A 16,454-nucleotide genomic window follows, 5' to 3' on the forward strand; every position below is an offset into this window, starting at 1 on the left:
TCCGGCCAGACACCTTGTGGGCGTCCGGCCGGTTCAACTCCTAGATTTCTCCCCGCAGTTTGGCGAGTGCCTCGGCGAGGATCGCCTCGCCGTCCGCATCACTGCGCCGCTCCCGTACATACGCGAGGTGCGTCTTGTAGGGCTCGGTGCGCGGCGGGTCCGGCGGGTTGTCCCGGTCCTGTCCGGCGGGAAAGCCGCAGCGCGGGCAGTCCCAGGTGTCGGGGACCTGCGCGTCGCTGGCGAAGCTGGGCTGCGTCTCGTGCCCGTTGGAGCACCAGAAGGAGATGCGCAGCCGGGGCGCGGACTCGCCACGCTCGGCCTCACCCATCGGCCCCGCCCCGACCCGGCTTCCACGGATCGCGTTGCCACTTGCCACGGTCGTAACTCCCTGCGTGATGGTGCCGCGAAGCGAGTCGGCGTTTTCGCTCCGTTGCGAGCGCCTCAGTCTACGTAAGGCCCAACGCGCGTCCAGTGGTTGGAGTTACAGCCCCTACACCTAGACGCAAGCCCCATGATAGGCCGCGCTCAGCTGCGCGTACCGAACATGGGGCCTTACGTACGGAATGTGCGAAGGAACGTGCGGTCAGCTCGTCTTCATCAGCAGGCCGAGCACGACGATGCAGGTGAACCACAGAAGACCGAGCCCCACGGTGATGCGGTCGAGGTTGCGCTCGGCGACCGAAGAACCACCGACGGACGACGACATGCCGCCACCGAACATGTCGGAGAGACCGCCGCCCTTCCCCTTGTGCATCAGCACCAGCAGCATCAGCAGCAGGCTGAAGACGATCAGGGCAATCGAGAACCCCAAAACCACGGCTGGACCAACTTCCTCGGATTCGGACGGACGACGGGGACATGGCTGTGGAGCCATGTCCCCGCAAGGGTACGACGGATCGTCGCTACGGCCTACTCACGGTCTCACTGGTCGCGGAAGCGCACGATCTTGACGAACTCGTCGGCGTCCAGCGAGGCACCGCCGACCAGGGCGCCGTCGACGTCGGGCTTGGCCATGATCTCGGCGACGTTGCCGGACTTGACGGAGCCGCCGTACTGGATGCGGACCTGGTCGGCCAGCTCCTGGGTGTACAGCTCGGCGAGCTTGCCGCGGATGGCCTGGCAGACCTCCTGGGCGTCGTCGGCGCCGCAGACCTTGCCGGTGCCGATGGCCCAGACAGGCTCGTAGGCGATGACGACCGACTCGGCCTGCTCGGCCGGGACGTCCTTGAGACCGCCGACGACCTGGGAGAGCGTGTGGGCGATGTGGTTGCCCACCTCGCGGATCTCCAGTTCCTCGCCGACGCACAGGATCGGGGTGAGGCCGTGCTTGTAGGCGGCCTTGATCTTGGTGTTGACGACGTCGTCGGTCTCGGCGTGGTACTGGCGGCGCTCGGAGTGGCCAACGGCCACGTAGGTGCACTTCAGCTTGGCCAGCATGGCTCCGGAGATCTCGCCGGTGTAGGCGCCGGAGTCGTGGGCCGAGATGTCCTGGGCACCGTACTTGATCTTGAGCTTGTCGCCGTCGACCAGGGTCTGCACGGAGCGCAGGTCGGTGAAGGGCGGCAGGACGGCGACCTCGACGGCCTCGTAGTCCTTGTCCGCGAGGGCGAAGGCGAGCTTCTGGACGTGGGCGATGGCCTCGAGGTGGTTGAGGTTCATCTTCCAGTTGCCCGCCATGATCGGCGTGCGCGTGCTCATTAAGGTCAGTCCTCCAGTGCGGCGAGGCCGGGGAGCGTCTTGCCCTCGAGGTATTCGAGGGAGGCGCCGCCGCCGGTCGAGATGTGGCCGAATGCCGTCTCGTCGAAGCCCAGGATGCGGACGGCGGCGGCGGAGTCGCCACCGCCGACGACGGTGAAGGCCTGGGAGTCGACGAGGGCCTGGGCGACCGCCTTGGTGCCCTCGGCGTAGTCGGGGTGCTCGAAGACGCCCATCGGGCCGTTCCAGAAGATGGTGGCCGCGTCGGCGAGCTTCGAGGCGTACAGGGCACCGGTCTCGGGACCGATGTCGAGACCCATGTGGTCGGCCGGGATGGCGTCCGCGGCGACGGTGACGGGGTGGGAGGGGGCCTTCGTCTTCAGGTCCGGGAAGGCGGTCGCGGCCACGACGTCGACGGGGACGACGAGTTCGACGCCGTTCTTCGCGGCGCGCTCGACGTACTCGGTGACGGCGGGCAGCTGGTCGTCCTGGACCAGGGAGGCGCCGATCTCGTAGCCCTGGGCCTTGAGGAAGGTGAAGGCCATGCCGCCGCCGATGAGGATGCGGTCGGCCTTGCCGAGGAGCTGGTCGATGACGGCGAGCTTGTCGGAGACCTTGGAGCCGCCGAGGGCGACGACGTAGGGCCGCTTGACGTCCTCGGTGAGCTTCTTCAGGACGCCGACCTCGGTGGCGATGAGGTAGCCGGCGTAGTGCGGCAGCCGGGCCGGGAGGTCGTACACGGAGGCGTGCTTGCGGTGCACGGCACCGAAACCGTCGCCTACGTAGACATCGGCAAGGGCGGCGAGCTGGTCGGCGAACTCGCCGCGCTCGGTGTCGTCCTTGGCGGTCTCGCCCGCGTTGAAGCGCAGGTTCTCGATGACCGCGACCTGGCCGGGCTCCAGGCCGCGCACCGCGTCGTGGGCGGCGGGGCCGATCGTGTCCTGGGCGAACGCGACGGGCGCGCCGAGGAGTTCGGCGAGCCGCTCGGCGGGCTGCAGCAGGGAGAAGGCCGGGTCCGGGGCGCCCTTGGGGCGGCCCAGGTGCGAGGCCACGATCACCTTGGCGCCCGCCTCGACGAGTGCCTTGATCGTGGGCAGGACGGCGCGGATGCGGCCGTCGTCGGTGATGAGGCCGTCGGCGAGCGGGACGTTGAGGTCGGCGCGGACGAAGACCCGCTTGCCGTCCACGCCTTCGGCGAGAAGTTCGTCGATCGTCTTCATGAATGGGGCTCCTAGGGAAGGCTCTTCAAGCTCTTCGGGCTCTTCGGATCCGAGAGGGCTGATCGATCACCACGTGGCGCAGGGCCCGGACAGCGCGGCGTGCGCTGCCCGGGCCCTGGCTCACATCGAGTTGCCTGCTCCGGGGGTCAGAGCTGGCCGCCGACGAAGACCGTGAGGTCGACGAGGCGGTTGGAGTAGCCCCACTCGTTGTCGTACCAGCCGAGGATCTTCACCGACGTGCCGTCCTGGACCATGGTCAGGAGGGAGTCGAAGGTGCAGGAGGCCTGGTCGCCGACGATGTCCGAGGAGACGATCGGGTCCTCGGTGTACGTCAGGTAGCCCTTGAGGTCGCCGTCCTCGGAGGCCTTCTTGAACGCGGCGTTGACCTCGTCCTTGGTGACCTCGCGCTGGAGCTGCACGACCAGGTCGGTGGCCGAGCCGGTCGGGACCGGGACGCGCATCGCGATGCCGTCGAGCTTGCCCTTGAGCTGCGGGAGAACCAGGGCGGTGGCCTTGGCGGCACCGGTGGTGGTCGGGATGATGTTCTCGGCGGCGGCACGCGCGCGGCGCAGGTCCGAGTGCGGGAAGTCCAGGATGCGCTGGTCGTTCGTGTACGCGTGCACCGTGGTCATCAGGCCCTTGACGATGCCGAAGTTCTCGTCGAGAACCTTGGCCATCGGCGCCACGCAGTTGGTGGTGCAGGAGGCGTTCGAGATGACGTGGTGCTGGGCCGCGTCGTACTTGTCCTGGTTGACGCCCATCACGATGGTGATGTCCTCGTCCTTGGCCGGAGCCGAGATGAGGACCTTCTTGGCGCCGCCGGCGATGTGCTTCTCGGCGTCGGCCTTCTTCGTGAAGATGCCGGTCGACTCGATGACGATGTCGACGCCCAGCTCGCCCCACGGGATGTCGGCGGGGTTGCGCTCGGACAGGACCTTGATCGTGTGCCCGTCGACGGTGATCGTGTCGGCGGTGTGCGACACCTCGGCCTGCAGGCGGCCCAGGATGGTGTCGTACTTGAGCAGGTGAGCGGTGGTCGCGGTGTCACCCAGGTCGTTGACAGCCACGATCTCGATGTCAGCACCCTGCTTCAGCAGCGCGCGGAAGTAGTTACGACCGATGCGGCCAAAGCCGTTGATGCCTACGCGGATCGTCACGAACCGATCTCCTCGTTGGTACGCCGGCTCAGTGCCGGCGAGTTGTATGGGATGTCCCCGACCGCCTACGACCCTACCTCCCTGAGCCCCCCGTGGTGACATCGAGATGCCCCATACACCGCAGGGCGGTCCGTACCCGCCAGTAGGGGTACGGACCGCCCTCGATGTTCATGACATCGTCACACCGAGTCAGCTCTTCAGAGCCGCCAGTGCCTTCTTGAGCAGGGCCGCGCGGTCGGTCGCCGAGGTGACCTGTTCCAGACCGAAGCCCAGCAGCACGGTGCGGTCGGTGGTGATCCCGCCGTACGTCTGGAACAGGGCTCCGGTGCGCGTCCAGTCCTTCAGGACCGCCGGGCTGCCCGGGGGCGGTCCGGTCACGCTCCAGGCGCCCAGGGAGGTCTCGAAGCCCTCGGTCTGGGTGGCCGTGCCGCCGACGACGAGCGAGGCGTCGTCGGCGAGGACGCCGTGGCCGCCGGAGCCCGGGTCGGTGATGTAACTGAGCGACACCTCGACGGACTTGCCGGCGTAGGCGCTCAGGTCGAAGTTGACCTGCTGCCAGCCGTTGGAGGCGCCGGTGAAGCTGTTCCACGAACCGGTGGAGCCGGTCGCGGTGCAGCCGGTGGTGGCGAACGTCAGGTAGTGCTTGAGCCACGGGTGTTCGGCGACCAGGAACCCGGCCTCGCACTCCGAGGGCAGCGCGGTGCTGGTGGCGCCGCCCGCCTCCGGGAGCGTGGTCCAGTCGTCGGCGCCGGTGGTGTGGATCTCGACGACGGCGTGGTCGTAGCCGGGCTCGGTGTCCCACAGCAGCTCGCTGCGCAGCGTGGGCTTGTCGGCCGCGCTCACCCCGGTGAGGTCGATGGTGCGGGTGAGGCGCTTGTAGGCGTCGTCGGTGTGGACGGCGGCGGCCATGTAGGAGCCCGCGTAGGGCCCGTACGGGTTGACGGTCCCGGCGAACTGGCCCGCGCCGGCGCTCGCGAACTGCGGGTACGTGGCCGGGGACAGCGAGTCGGAGGTGACGCTGTAACTGCCCGCCCGGTCCAGCGGGTTGCCGGGCGCGCCGCTGAGGGCGCCCGAGAAGCCGGCCAGCTTGCCGGAGCCGTTGAAGCCGGTGGCCCCGGGGAGGGACGTACGGGAGTAGGCGCCCAGGTAGTACTGGCTGAAGTCGTTCGAGGGGGTGCCGTCGGCGAGGGCGACGAAGCCGCCCGCCTGTTCGCCGGCCTCGATCAGCTTGCCGCCCTCGTTGAGGAAGGCGCGCAGCTGGAGCTGGGTGTCGTTGCCGGGGCCCGCCGGGCCCGAGTAGTGGACGACCGTCTTGAAGTGGTCGAGCACGGCGAGCGCGTCGGGCGCGCCCTGCGTGGCGACGTCCCAGACGACCGCCTTGCGGCCGTTGGCCTTCAGCGCGTCGACGTAGGCCTGCGTCTGGGTGGCGGCGGCGCCCTCCTCGGCGACCACGAGGGTGTCGGCGGCAGGTCGTTGGGCGACCGTGTACGTGAAGTGGGCGCTGGAGGTGGGCTTCCCGGCCTTCGTCCGGCCGGTGAACCACACCTCGACCTTGTCGCCCGGGTCGGCGCCCTTGACCTTGGCCCGGTACTCGTCGAAGTACAGGTTGTCGTCCCCGCCGTAGGTCTGGCCGCCCTTCCAGGGCTTGAGCGCCACGTCCTGCGTACGGCCGCCGTCGACGCGGTACTTGAGCTCCTTGTCGCGCACGGACTTCCGTACGACGACGGAGACCGTCTGGTCGGCGCCGCGCGCGTACGACGTGGAGAAGCTGGCCGGGGTGAAGTCGGCGGCGCTCAGGCCGACCGACGAGGTCGGCTGATCGGGGTGGACGGCCGTCTCGGCGACGGAGAGCGCGAAGGGGATGTTCTTGGCGAACTCGTCCTGGATCAGCTTCTCGTCGTCGGGGAAGTTGAAGACGGACTGGCAGTCGGCCGCGTTCCAGGCGTCGTTGGGGTCGATGTTCGACGCGGTCTGGCAGGTCGACATCTCGGGGGTGAACATCGACATGCCGTTGACGTTCGACGCGTGGCCGTCCGCCTCGCCGTTGGTCGTGTACAGCTCCGAGGAGACCTGCGAGTGGTAGCCGGGGATCGCGGGGTTGTCGGGCGTACCCGCGAGCGCCTTGTAGAGCACGTCGTCCGGAGTGGGCGTCGCGACCTGCCAGCCGACTCCGTAGAGGAGGAGTTCGGCGGCCGAGTGGTAGTTGATGCCGTAGCTGAAGCCGACCCGCTTCTCGAAGGTGTCGAGTGCCTGCGTCTCGGGCTCGGAGGCGGGGGCGGTGCCGCGGTAGGTCTCACTGGTGGGGTTCGGGGACGAACCCTCGTCGTCGTAGCCCCACTTGTAGGCGAAGTTGCGGTTGAGGTCGACGCCGTCGCCGGTGGAGATGGTGCCGTCGCCGTTGACGTCCCGCAGGTTCTTGCGCCACAGGCGGGTGTCGGTGTCCTTGAAGGTGTAGTCGTAGCCGTCCGGGTTGGCGGAGAGCACGAACCACAGTTCCGTGGAGTCGACGATCTTCTTGATGCGCTTGTCGGTCTTGTAGTTGTCCAGGTAGTAGTGCATCAGCCGGCGGGTCATTTCCGGTGTGATCCACTCGCGCGCGTGCTGGTTGGACACGTACAGCACCGAGGGCTTGGAGCCGTCCTTGGTCTTCTTCGCGTTCTTGGTCAGTTTGAGCGCGAGGATGTCCTGGCCGTTGATCGTCTTGCCGATGGACTCGACCTTGGTGAGACCGGGGTTGGCCTGCCCGGTCTTCATGATCTCCTCTTTCAGACCGCCGCTTCCGCTGTACGGCCGGAACACGCCCTGCGCCGCGTCCTCGACGCGGGTCTCGGCCTTCGCCGAGAGGGTGTGCTCGGTGAGGTCGACGCCCTGCTTCTCCAGCTTCTGGGCCTGCTGGTCGGTGAGGTAGACCTCGACGGCGGTCTTGCCGGCGGCCGAGAACTTGTTGTCGCCGAGTTCGTGCGCGTCCTGTCCGGCCTTCAGGAGCAGGGGTATCTGCTTCTGGGTGACGTCGGCGTGGAAGACCTTGACCTCGTCGGGGTCGGCCTTCGTGGAACTCCCGCCCTGCGCCTGGGCGATCGGCGCGATGCTCGCCCCGGCGATCAGGAGTGCACCGACAGCGAGGATCGATCTCGCTCTGTGTCTCATGAATCCCCCTAGCAACTGTCCGCCACAGCAGCGAACTGTTGCCAGGCTCATGACACTTCATGATCGAGTCAAGGGGGCGCATCGGGACGGTCAAGCGCCGGGTGGGGTCCAAGTGGGCGTCCGGACCGGGGCGTTGGAGCGGCGCCGGGCGGTCCGCGAGACCTGGGGGAGGGCGGGGACACCCATCCGAAAAAGCGTGACACCCCTCTCGGGAATGTCACGCTTTCTCAACTCCACCTGGCCCCGACCCACTCTGAGGGTTCGTCAGCCGACCATGTTGTCGGCCATCTCCTCGGTGATGCTGGACTCCGTGCCCGGGATGCCGAGATCCTGGGCCCGCTTGTCGGCCATCGCCAGCAGACGGCGGATACGGCCCGCCACGGCGTCCTTCGTCAGCGGCGGGTCGGCCAGCGCGCCCAGCTCCTCCAGGGAGGCCTGCTTGTGGTCCATCCGCAGCCGGCCCGCGGCGGCGAGGTGCTCGGGGACCTCGTCGGCGAGGATCTCCAGCGCGCGCTGGACCCGGGCGCCGGCGGCGACGGCCGCGCGGGCCGAGCGGCGCAGGTTGGCGTCGTCGAAGTTGGCGAGACGGTTCGCCGTGGCGCGCACCTCGCGGCGCATCCGGCGCTCCTCCCAGGCCAGCACCGACTCGTGCGCGCCCAGTCGGGTGAGCAGGGCGCCGATCGCGTCGCCGTCACGGACGACCACCCGGTCCACGCCCCGTACCTCGCGCGCCTTCGCCGCGATCGACAGCCGGCGGGCGGCGCCGACCAGCGCGAGCGCGGCCTCGGGACCCGGGCAGGTCACCTCCAGGGAGGAGGACCGGCCGGGCTCGGTCAGCGAGCCGTGGGCCAGGAACGCGCCGCGCCAGGCCGCCTCGGCGTCACAGGTCGCCCCGGAGACCACCTGCGGCGGCAGGCCCCGGATGGGGCGTCCGCGGCCGTCCACGAGGCCCGTCTGGCGGGCCAGCTGATCGCCGCCCGCGACCACCCGGACGACGTAACGGGAGCCGCGGCGCAGTCCGCCGGGCGCCATCACGATCAGTTCGGAGCTGTGGCCGAAGATCTCCAGGATGTCCCGCTTGAGCCGGCGCGCCGCCATCGCGGTGTCCAGCTCCGCCTCGATCACGATGCGCCCGCTCACCAGGTGGAGGCCTCCGGCGAACCGCAGAATGGCGGAGACCTCCGCCTTCCTGCAGCAGGTACGGGTGACGGGGAGCCGGGAGATCTCATCCTTCACCGCTGCCGTCATCGCCATGGGCCGATCCTTCCATGCATCCGAAAAATACGGTCGTACGCGGCGGCCAACAGCTCCGGGTCGTGCCTTGGAGTTCCGTCGGTCCGGGCCACCGGCGCCAGCTCGACCGCGGCGTCCAGCCGCTTGGCGGCTTCGGTGAGCGACGCGCGATCGGGCACGGCGGCCTCGTCGGCCAGCACCACGTCCAGGGCGAGTTTAGGGGCGTGTCGTCCCAAAACCTCCAAATGACGCTGCGGGGAGAAGCCATCGGTTTCTCCGGGCTGCGGAGCGAGGTTCAGGGAGAGTACCCGGCGCGCCTTCGTCTCGGTGAGCGCGTCGAGCAGTTCCGGCACCAGCAGATGCGGGATCACCGACGAGAACCAGGAGCCGGGACCGAGCACCACCCAGTCCGCGTCGAGCACGGCGGCGACCGCCTCGGGCACGGCCGGCGGGTCGTGCGGCACCAGGTGCACGGACTGCACCTCGCCGGGCGTCAGCGCCACGGTCGCCTGTCCCCGCACGGTGTCGACGTCGTCGGGCCGCGCCGGGTCGTGCCCCTTGACGAGGGCCTGGAGCTCCAGCGGTACGGCGGACATGGGCAGCACGCGCCCGTGTGCGCCGAGCAGCTTGCCGACCAGGTCGAGGGCCTGCACATGGTCGCCGAGCTGCTCCCACAGGGCGACGATCAGCAGATTGCCGACCGCGTGCTCGTGCAGATCGCCCTTGGACTGGAAGCGGTGCTGGATGACCCGGGCCCAGGTCTGGCCCCAGTCGTCGTCGCCGCACAGCGCGGCGAGGGCCTTGCGCAGGTCGCCCGGGGGCAGCACGCCGAGTTCGTCGCGCAGACGGCCGCTGGAGCCGCCGTCGTCGGCCACGGTGACGACGGCGGTGAGGTCGCCGGTGATCCGGCGCAGCGCGGTGAGCGAGGCGGACAGGCCCATGCCGCCGCCGAGGGCGACCACCTTGGGCTGGGTGCCGCGTCGGCGCGGCTTCCCGCCGCGGGCCTCCACGGGCCTGGTCGTCCGTCCCTCGGGCACCACTCGGCGCAGCCTGCCCAGCCGTGGGCTACGTCCCGTCATTCCCGTCCCATGTCCCGGTGTACGACCACCGTCTCGACGCCCTCGGCCACGAGCCGCGCGGCGAGCTTCTCCGCCGTGGCGACCGAGCGGTGCTTGCCGCCGGTGCAGCCGATCGCGATCGTCACGTACCGCTTGCCCTCGCGGCGGTAGCCGGCCGCGATGAGGCGCAGCAGCTCGGCGTACCGGTCGAGGAACTCCTTGGCGCCGGGCTGGTTGAAGACGTACGCCGAGACCTCTTCGTTGAGGCCGTTGAAGGGGCGCAGCTCCGGGATCCAGTGCGGGTTGGGCAGGAAGCGCATGTCGGCGACGAGGTCGGCGTCCACCGGGAGGCCGTACTTGAAGCCGAAGGACATGACGGTGGCCCGCAGTTCGGGCTCCTCCTCGCCGGCGAACTGGGCGTCCATCTTGGCGCGCAGTTCGTGGACGTTGAGGCTGGAGGTGTCGATGACGAGGTCGGCGTCCCCGCGCAGTTCGCGCAGGAGTTCGCGCTCGGCGTCGATGCCGTCGACGATGCGGCCGTCGCCCTGGAGGGGGTGGGGGCGGCGCACGGACTCGAAGCGGCGCACCAGGGCGTCGTCGGAGGACTCCAGGAAGACGATCCGCCGGGTGACGTTCTTCGACTCCAGGTCGGCGAGGGACTCGCGGAGGTTGTCGAAGAAGCGCCGGCCGCGTACGTCGACGACGACCGCGATCCGCGCCACGTTGCCCTGGGAGCGGGCACCGAGCTCCACCATGGTGGGGATCAGGGCGGGCGGGAGGTTGTCGACGACGAACCAGCCGAGGTCCTCCAGACACTTGGCGGCCGTGGACCGCCCGGCCCCGGACATGCCGGAGATGATCACCAGCTCGGGGATCGCCGTCTCGGGCACCCCGCCGGCTGTCGTGCTGTCCGTGCTCACCTGTGCTCCGTCGTCCTGGACCTCTTGCTGCGAAGCCTGATCCTCGCCCGATTCCTTGTGCGTCCGATCTCGGTCCGCTGTGGGCTGCTTCTCTTGTTCGCTCATGTCTCCTGCCCCCGTCGCTCGTCCGGGGCGCCCGCGGGTACGGGCTCCCCCGGCGCACCCGCCGTCGTCACGGGTGCACCGTCTTCCATGTCATCCATGATCTCTCCAGTCGCCGTGTTGACGGCGGGTGCGGCCGGGGCCGCCTGGGCGAGGGCCACCGCGATGGTCTCGGCGGTCTTGCGACCTATGCCGGGAACCTCGCAGATCTGGTCGATTGTCGCGGATCGCAGCTTCTTCACCGAACCGAAGTGCTTGATGAGCGCCTGTTTGCGGGTCTCGCCGAGTCCGGGTACGTCGTCCAGGGGGCTCGCCCGGAACCGCTTGGCCCGCTTGGCGCGCTGGTAGGTGATCGCGAAGCGGTGGGCCTCGTCGCGGACGCGCTGGAGGAGGTAGAGGCCCTCGCTGGTGCGGGGCAGCACCACGGGGTCGTCCTCGTCGGGCAGCCAGACCTCCTCCAGGCGCTTGGCGAGACCGCACACGGCGATGTCGTCGATGCCCAGCTCGTCGAGGGCCTTCTTTGCCGCGGCGACCTGCGGCTGCCCGCCGTCGACCACCACGAGCTGCGGCGGATAGGCGAACCGCTTGGGACGGCCCTCCTCGTCCTTCAGGTCCGTCAGCTCGTCGCCGTCCGCCCACTCCCCCGTCTTCTCCTTCTCGGCGAGATAGCGCCGGAAGCGACGGGTGATCACCTCGTGCATGGAGCGGACGTCGTCCTGCCCCTCGAAGCCCTTGATCTGGAAGCGGCGGTACTCGCTCTTGCGCGACAGCCCGTCCTCGAAGACGACCATGGACGCCACGACGTCGTCGCCCTGGAGGTGCGAGATGTCGTAGCACTCGATTCTCAGGGGGGCGCTGTCCAGATCGAGGGCCTCGGAGATCTCCTCCAGGGCGCGCGAGCGGGTGGTGAGGTCGGAGGCGCGCTTGGTCTTGTGGAGGATCAGGGACTGCTGGGCGTTGCGCGCGACGGTCTCCATGAGGGACTTCTTGTCGCCACGCTGCGGGATGCGCAGCGACACGTTCGAACCGCGCCGGTCCGTCAGCCACTGCTGGACCGGCTCCACCGGGTCGGGCAGGGCCGGGACGAGGACCTCCTTGGGGACGGAGTCCCCGGTCTCCTCGCCGTAGAGCTGCTGGAGTGCGTGCTCGACGAGGGCCGCGGTGGTGACGTCCTCGACCTTGTCGGTGACCCAGCCGCGCTGGCCGCGGACGCGTCCGCCGCGGACGTGGAAGATCTGGACGGCCGCCTCCAGCTCGTCCTCGGCGACCGCGATCAGGTCGGCGTCGGTCGCGTCGGCGAGGACGACCGCGCTCTTCTCCATGGCCTTGCGCAGGGCCTCGATGTCGTCGCGCAGGCGGGCCGCCCGCTCGTACTCCATCTCCTCGGCGGCCTCCGTCATCCGCTGCTCCAGGCGGCGGATGTACGTGCCGGTGCGGCCGGCCATGAAGTCGCAGAATTCCTCGGCCAGTTCGCGGTGTTCTTCCTCGGAGACGCGGCCGACGCAGGGCGCGGAGCACTTGCCGATGTAACCGAGCAGACAGGGGCGGCCGGTGCGGGTGGCGTTCTTGAAGACGCCGGCCGAGCAGGTGCGGACGGGGAACACGCGCAGCAGGAGGTCCACGGTGTCGCGGATCGCCCACGCGTGTCCGTACGGCCCGAAGTAGCGGACGCCCTTCTTCTTGTGACCGCGCATCACCTGCACGCGCGGGTACTCCTCGTTCATCGTCACCGCGAGGTACGGGTAGCTCTTGTCGTCGCGGTACTTGACGTTGAACCGGGGGTCGAACTCCTTGATCCAGGAGTACTCCAGCTGGAGGGCCTCGACCTCCGTGGACACGACCGTCCACTCCACCGACGCGGCCGTGGTGACCATCGTGCGCGTGCGCGGGTGGAGTCCGGCCAGGTCCTGGAAGTAGTTCGCCAGGCGCTGGCGCAGGCTCTTCGCCTTTCCGACGTAGATCACCCGGCGGTGCTCGTCGCGGAACTTGTAGACCCCGGGCGAGTCCGGGATCTCTCCCGGCCTGGGGCGGTAGCTGGAGGGATCGGCCATGTTTCACACCCTACTGGCGCGGAGTGACAGCGCGGCGGGGCTGTGGACAACGCCGGGGCCCGCCCGGCGGAACTCCGGACGGAACTCCTCGCGACTCCTACCGCGACTCCAGAAAGGTGAGAACCGCCAGGACACGGCGGTGGTCGTCGGCGGCCTCCGGAAGGCGGAGTTTGCCCAGGATGCTGCGGACGTGTTTCTCGACGGTGCCCTCGGTGACCCACAGCCTGCGGCCGATGCCGGCGTTGGAACGGCCCTCCGCCATCAGCGCCAGGACCTCGCGCTCTCGGTTGCTGAGGACGGACAGCGGGTCGTCGCGGCGCTGCGCCGAGAACAGCTCGTGCACCAGGGAGGGGTCGACGACCGAGCCGCCCTTGTGGATGCGGTCGAGGGCCTCGATGAAGTCGTCGACGACCGTGACCCGGCTCTTGAGGAGATATCCGATCCGGTGCCCGCCGGCCAGCAGCTCCAGTGCCTCCTCGACCTCGACGTACGCCGAGAGGACGAGGATGCCGGTGCCGGGGTGGCGCTCGCGGATCGTACGGGCCGCTTTGAGGCCCTCGGTGGAGTGGTCCGGGGGCATCCTGATGTCGACGATCGCGAGGTCGGGCCGCTCGGTGTCGACCAGTTCCAGGAGCCGTTCCGCGTCACCGGCCTGGCCGGCCACCTCGTAGCCCAAGCGTTCGCACAGGCTCGCCAGGCCCTCTCTGAGCAGGACGTCGTCGTCCGCGAGAACGACCCGTCCGCGCTCGGTCCACTGCGATGCATCCATCGTCCAGGCTCCCCTTGCCCAACCGCTGCGTTGCGCCACGGACAGCCTGCCGGACCTGGCCGGTTACTGCTAGCGGGTATGGAAATTGGGGGGTGCCCGTGACGACAGGGGGCCGCGTACGAGCGATTCTGGTGACAGTGCAGACGCGAGCGGACCGGTCGCCCCGGGCGAGAGGTGACAGGGCCCGGGTCGCAAGGGCTGCGGGAGACACGGCGGACACGGGCGGGCAGACGACGGCGGTCGGTCCGTGTCCGCCCGAACACCGAGCACCTGCGTGCGGGCCCTTCGGAGCACCCCTGAGGCCGGACGGCTGCCTCTCCGTCCGAGCAGACCGCCCGACGCGTACGCAACGTCACCGAGTCCACGCTCCCCCCGGCCTGGACCCCGTCGCGTACGCGTCGGGCGGTCACAACTCCGTCCGGGGCAGCGGGAGCCGTACGGTGAGTGTCGTGCCCTCCCCCGGTGGGCTGTCGACGCGCAGCTTGCCGCCGATCGCCTCCACCCGGTCGACAAGTCCGATGACCCCGGAGCCGTGCCCGGGGTCGGCGCCGCCCACTCCGTCGTCGGCGATCGTCACCTCCAGGACGTCGTCCTCGGCCCGCGCCGTCACCTGCACGAAGCTCGCGCGCGCGTGCTTGGCGGCATTGGTGAAGGACTCGGAGGTCACGTAGTAGACGGCGACCTCCGTCTGTTCCGGGAGGCGGCCGGCGGGCAGGCTCAGGTCCAGTTCCACGGGGACGACGGAGCGGCGGGCCAGCGCCCGCAGAGCCGGACCCAGACCGCCCCTGGAGAGGATCGCGGGGTGGATGCCCCGCGCGATCTGCAACAGTTCCGCGAAGGCGTCGTCCAGCCCTGTGGCGATGTGGTCCAGCTGCTGGGCGAGTTCCTCGGGCTGCTCCGCCAGCATCGACTGGGCCATTCTGACATCGAGTTGGAGCGAGACGAGCCGCTGCTGGACACCATCGTGCAGATCGCGTTCGATACGGCGTTTGGAGGCGTCCCCGGCGGCCACCACACGCGCGCGTGACGCCGTGAGTTTCTCCCGGCTGTCGGCGTTGGCGAGGGCGGTGGCAACGAGTTCGGTGACGTCGGCGAGCCGAAACTCGATGCCCAGGGGCAGCGGTTCAGGTCCGGCGACAGCCGCGACGACGGCACCCCACAACCGGTCGTCGACGACGATCGGGGCGCCGACCGAGCGGCCCACGCGCGCGGGACGGGCGGTTCGCGCCACCTCCGCCGCCGCCGGCGCCTCGGCCTCCACGGCGGGGCTGTGGGCGGAACCCACTACGGTGGCGACTCCGTCGGCGCCGTAGCGCAGGACCGCGGCGGAGCCGCTGCTCAGCACGGTCCCTACCTGGTGGGCGACTTCGGAGAACACCTCGTGCGGCGGGACCCCGCGCGCGACGAGGGTGGCGACCTCTCGCAGCGCGGTCTGTTCCCGGGCGGCGCGGCGGCTCTCGGTGACATCACGCGCAGCGGCGTAGATCAGGCCCTCTCCGGTGACCGGTCGGGCACTCCACTGGAGCCAGCGTTCGGTGCCGTCGTCCCGGAGGAAGCGGTTCTCGAACTCGCCCAGTTCGACGCCGCTCGCCAGCCGGTCGAGGGCGGCACGCGTGTGTGCCCGGTCCTCCGGGTGCACGAACTCCAGCCATGGTCTGTCCAGCAGCGTCTCGGCGGAGTGGCCGAGGGTCCGCTCGAAGGCGGGGTTGACGCGCCGGAAGCGGCCGTCGAGTCCCACGATGCACAGCAGGTCGAGCGAGAGGTGGAAGATGCCAGCCAGCTCCCGCTCGGCCTTGTCGCGCCGCACCAGGGCCGCCGTGAAGGACTCCATGGTGTCGTTCATGCCGGCGAGCAACTGTGCCCACGTCCCCTCGAAGGCGGCGACGTCCGCGCGGTGGCCCAGCCGGTTGTCGTCGATCGCCGTACTCATGCTGTTGATCTCGGCGGCGAGCCGTCCGGTGGTCACCCTCAGTTCGCGGAACGTGTCGGCGACGGCGCCGAGTTCGTCCCGGCCGCCGTATCGGATGTCGTACGACAGATCGCCCTCGGAGAGCGCCCGGGCGCCTGAGGCCACCTCGCTGAGCGGCCGGGTGATCGACAGGCGCAGGGCCAGCGAGAGGACGGTGACGGCGGTCAGTACGGCCAGTGAGACGCCGAGGTCGCGGGTCCTCCGCGCCCGCGCGGTGTCGAGGTCGCTCGTGGCGTCCCGGCCCAGTTGGGCGGCGACCCGGTGCTGGATACCGCGCAGCGCCTCGATGCGCTGGGTGGAGGCGGTCAGCCAACTGTCGTACGTGGGCCAGGCGTTGCGCTGGGCGTGCGGGTCGGCGAGGGTCTCGCGGGTCTTGCGGACGACGAGGCCGGGGTGCTGGAGGAGGACGACGTACAGCCTGCCCTTGAGGCCGGCGGGCGCGGTCTGGTCGAAGTCGTCCAGGAGTGCCTTCTCCAGCGCGGACCAGCGGTCCGTGGCGATGGGGTGGGGGGCGTCGGGGGCGGCGAACAGGACGGCCAGTTCGGTGCGTTCGCGTTCGGCGGCCTCGATGGCGTTCAGGAGCGCGACGTGGGCGTCGGCGGCCTGGCCCGACGTGCGGGTCGGGCGACCGGACTCCAGCGTGGCGGCCAGCTCCAGGAGGTCGTGCTCGATCGTGTCGTACTGGTCGGCGAGTCGGGGCGCGGTGAGGGAGCCGGTCCCGGTCTGCAGCCGCAGGGCGCGGAGTTGACGGCTGCGGGCGTCGAGGCGGCCCGGCACGTCGAGCGGTCCGGTCCAGTCGGCGGCGTCGAGGAGGGCCGCGCGCAGGGCTCCGTCGGTGGCGTGCTGCGCCCCGGCGCGTTCCTTCAGGGTCGCGGGTCCCGGACGCAGCCGGGCCTTCACGGCGGCGATGCGTTCCCTGGCGAGCGCGTCGGTCAGCGCGGTGGTCCGGAACGACAGCTCGGTCGCCGTACGGAAGTCCCGCAGGGTCTGGGCGTCGTGCCACTGGGAGACGGCGCCGAACGCGGTGAACGCCATCATGCCGGTCACCGGGAGCAGCACCAGGAGCATCAGCTTGCGCCCTCCGCATCCCCTTCCTCGCCCGGCTGCGCGTCGGGCGCAAGCTGATGCTCCTG

At 70.0% G+C, this 16,454-nt stretch carries 12 protein-coding genes; all 12 read right to left on the minus strand.

From position 1 onward, the window contains the following. Positions 1-40 precede the first annotated feature (40 nt). A complete protein-coding gene (locus tag JHN45_RS31965; RefSeq protein ID WP_003957010.1) occupies positions 41-376 on the minus strand; it encodes an RNA polymerase-binding protein RbpA in 336 nt (111 codons plus the stop codon). A gap of 207 nt (positions 377-583) precedes the next feature. After that, positions 584-817 (minus strand): preprotein translocase subunit SecG, encoded by a 234-nt coding sequence (gene secG / locus JHN45_RS54160; RefSeq protein WP_200712135.1) that lies wholly within the window; start codon positions 815-817, stop codon positions 584-586. Between the two features lie 104 nt (positions 818-921). Next, positions 922-1,698, minus strand: a complete 777-nt coding sequence (gene tpiA / locus JHN45_RS31975) for a triose-phosphate isomerase (protein WP_200712136.1) — start codon at positions 1,696-1,698, stop codon at positions 922-924. Between the two features lie 5 nt (positions 1,699-1,703). Beyond that, complete coding sequence (gene pgk, locus JHN45_RS31980) at positions 1,704-2,915, minus strand: phosphoglycerate kinase (RefSeq protein ID WP_201052264.1); 1,212 nt, start codon at positions 2,913-2,915, stop codon at positions 1,704-1,706. A gap of 146 nt (positions 2,916-3,061) precedes the next feature. Next, positions 3,062-4,072 (minus strand): type I glyceraldehyde-3-phosphate dehydrogenase, encoded by a 1,011-nt coding sequence (gene gap, locus JHN45_RS31985; protein WP_200712138.1) that lies wholly within the window; start codon positions 4,070-4,072, stop codon positions 3,062-3,064. Between the two features lie 189 nt (positions 4,073-4,261). Continuing rightward, on the minus strand, positions 4,262-7,219 hold the full coding sequence (locus JHN45_RS31990) for a M14 family metallopeptidase (RefSeq protein WP_201052270.1): 2,958 nt from the start codon (positions 7,217-7,219) through the stop codon (positions 4,262-4,264). A gap of 264 nt (positions 7,220-7,483) precedes the next feature. Next, complete coding sequence (gene whiA, locus JHN45_RS31995) at positions 7,484-8,473, minus strand: DNA-binding protein WhiA (RefSeq protein ID WP_019067568.1); 990 nt, start codon at positions 8,471-8,473, stop codon at positions 7,484-7,486. Then, positions 8,464-9,531 carry a uridine diphosphate-N-acetylglucosamine-binding protein YvcK gene (yvcK, locus tag JHN45_RS32000; RefSeq protein ID WP_026178369.1) on the minus strand — a complete coding sequence of 356 codons (1,068 nt, stop codon included), beginning with the start codon at positions 9,529-9,531 and terminating at the stop codon, positions 8,464-8,466. The genes whiA and yvcK overlap by 10 nt, the downstream gene beginning before the upstream one ends. Next, positions 9,528-10,535, minus strand: a complete 1,008-nt coding sequence (rapZ, locus tag JHN45_RS32005; protein ID WP_200712140.1) for an RNase adapter RapZ — start codon at positions 10,533-10,535, stop codon at positions 9,528-9,530. Before rapZ ends, yvcK begins: the two co-directional genes overlap by 4 nt. Next, a complete protein-coding gene (gene uvrC, locus JHN45_RS32010) occupies positions 10,532-12,583 on the minus strand; it encodes an excinuclease ABC subunit UvrC (protein ID WP_201052272.1) in 2,052 nt (683 codons plus the stop codon). Before uvrC ends, rapZ begins: the two co-directional genes overlap by 4 nt. Before the next feature lie 97 nt (positions 12,584-12,680). Further along, the gene (locus JHN45_RS32015) at positions 12,681-13,352 is read right to left on the minus strand and encodes a response regulator transcription factor (RefSeq protein ID WP_201052274.1); all 672 of its coding nucleotides are present in this window, start codon (positions 13,350-13,352) and stop codon (positions 12,681-12,683) included. Positions 13,353-13,758: 406 nt separating this feature from the next. After that, on the minus strand, positions 13,759-16,389 hold the full coding sequence (locus tag JHN45_RS32020) for a PAS domain S-box protein (RefSeq protein ID WP_201052276.1): 2,631 nt from the start codon (positions 16,387-16,389) through the stop codon (positions 13,759-13,761). Positions 16,390-16,454 lie beyond the last annotated feature (65 nt).

This window comes from Streptomyces sp. MBT53 (assembly GCF_016654115.1).
Classification (GTDB): Bacteria; Actinomycetota; Actinomycetes; order Streptomycetales; family Streptomycetaceae; genus Streptomyces.

Excerpts from the sequence above, each read along its gene's own strand:
- tpiA (WP_200712136.1), bottom strand. The coding sequence starts at position 1,698 with ATGAGCACGCGCACGCCGATCATGGCGGGCAACTGGAAGATGAACCTC.
- pgk (WP_201052264.1), bottom strand. The coding sequence starts at position 2,915 with ATGAAGACGATCGACGAACTTCTCGCCGAAGGCGTGGACGGCAAGCGG.
- JHN45_RS31990 (WP_201052270.1), bottom strand. The coding sequence starts at position 7,219 with ATGAGACACAGAGCGAGATCGATCCTCGCTGTCGGTGCACTCCTGATC.
- whiA (WP_019067568.1), bottom strand. The coding sequence starts at position 8,473 with ATGGCGATGACGGCAGCGGTGAAGGATGAGATCTCCCGGCTCCCCGTC.
- yvcK (WP_026178369.1), bottom strand. The coding sequence starts at position 9,531 with ATGACGGGACGTAGCCCACGGCTGGGCAGGCTGCGCCGAGTGGTGCCC.
- rapZ (WP_200712140.1), bottom strand. The coding sequence starts at position 10,535 with ATGAGCGAACAAGAGAAGCAGCCCACAGCGGACCGAGATCGGACGCAC.
- uvrC (WP_201052272.1), bottom strand. The coding sequence starts at position 12,583 with ATGGCCGATCCCTCCAGCTACCGCCCCAGGCCGGGAGAGATCCCGGAC.
- JHN45_RS32015 (WP_201052274.1), bottom strand. The coding sequence starts at position 13,352 with ATGGATGCATCGCAGTGGACCGAGCGCGGACGGGTCGTTCTCGCGGAC.
- JHN45_RS32020 (WP_201052276.1), bottom strand. The coding sequence starts at position 16,389 with ATGCTCCTGGTGCTGCTCCCGGTGACCGGCATGATGGCGTTCACCGCG.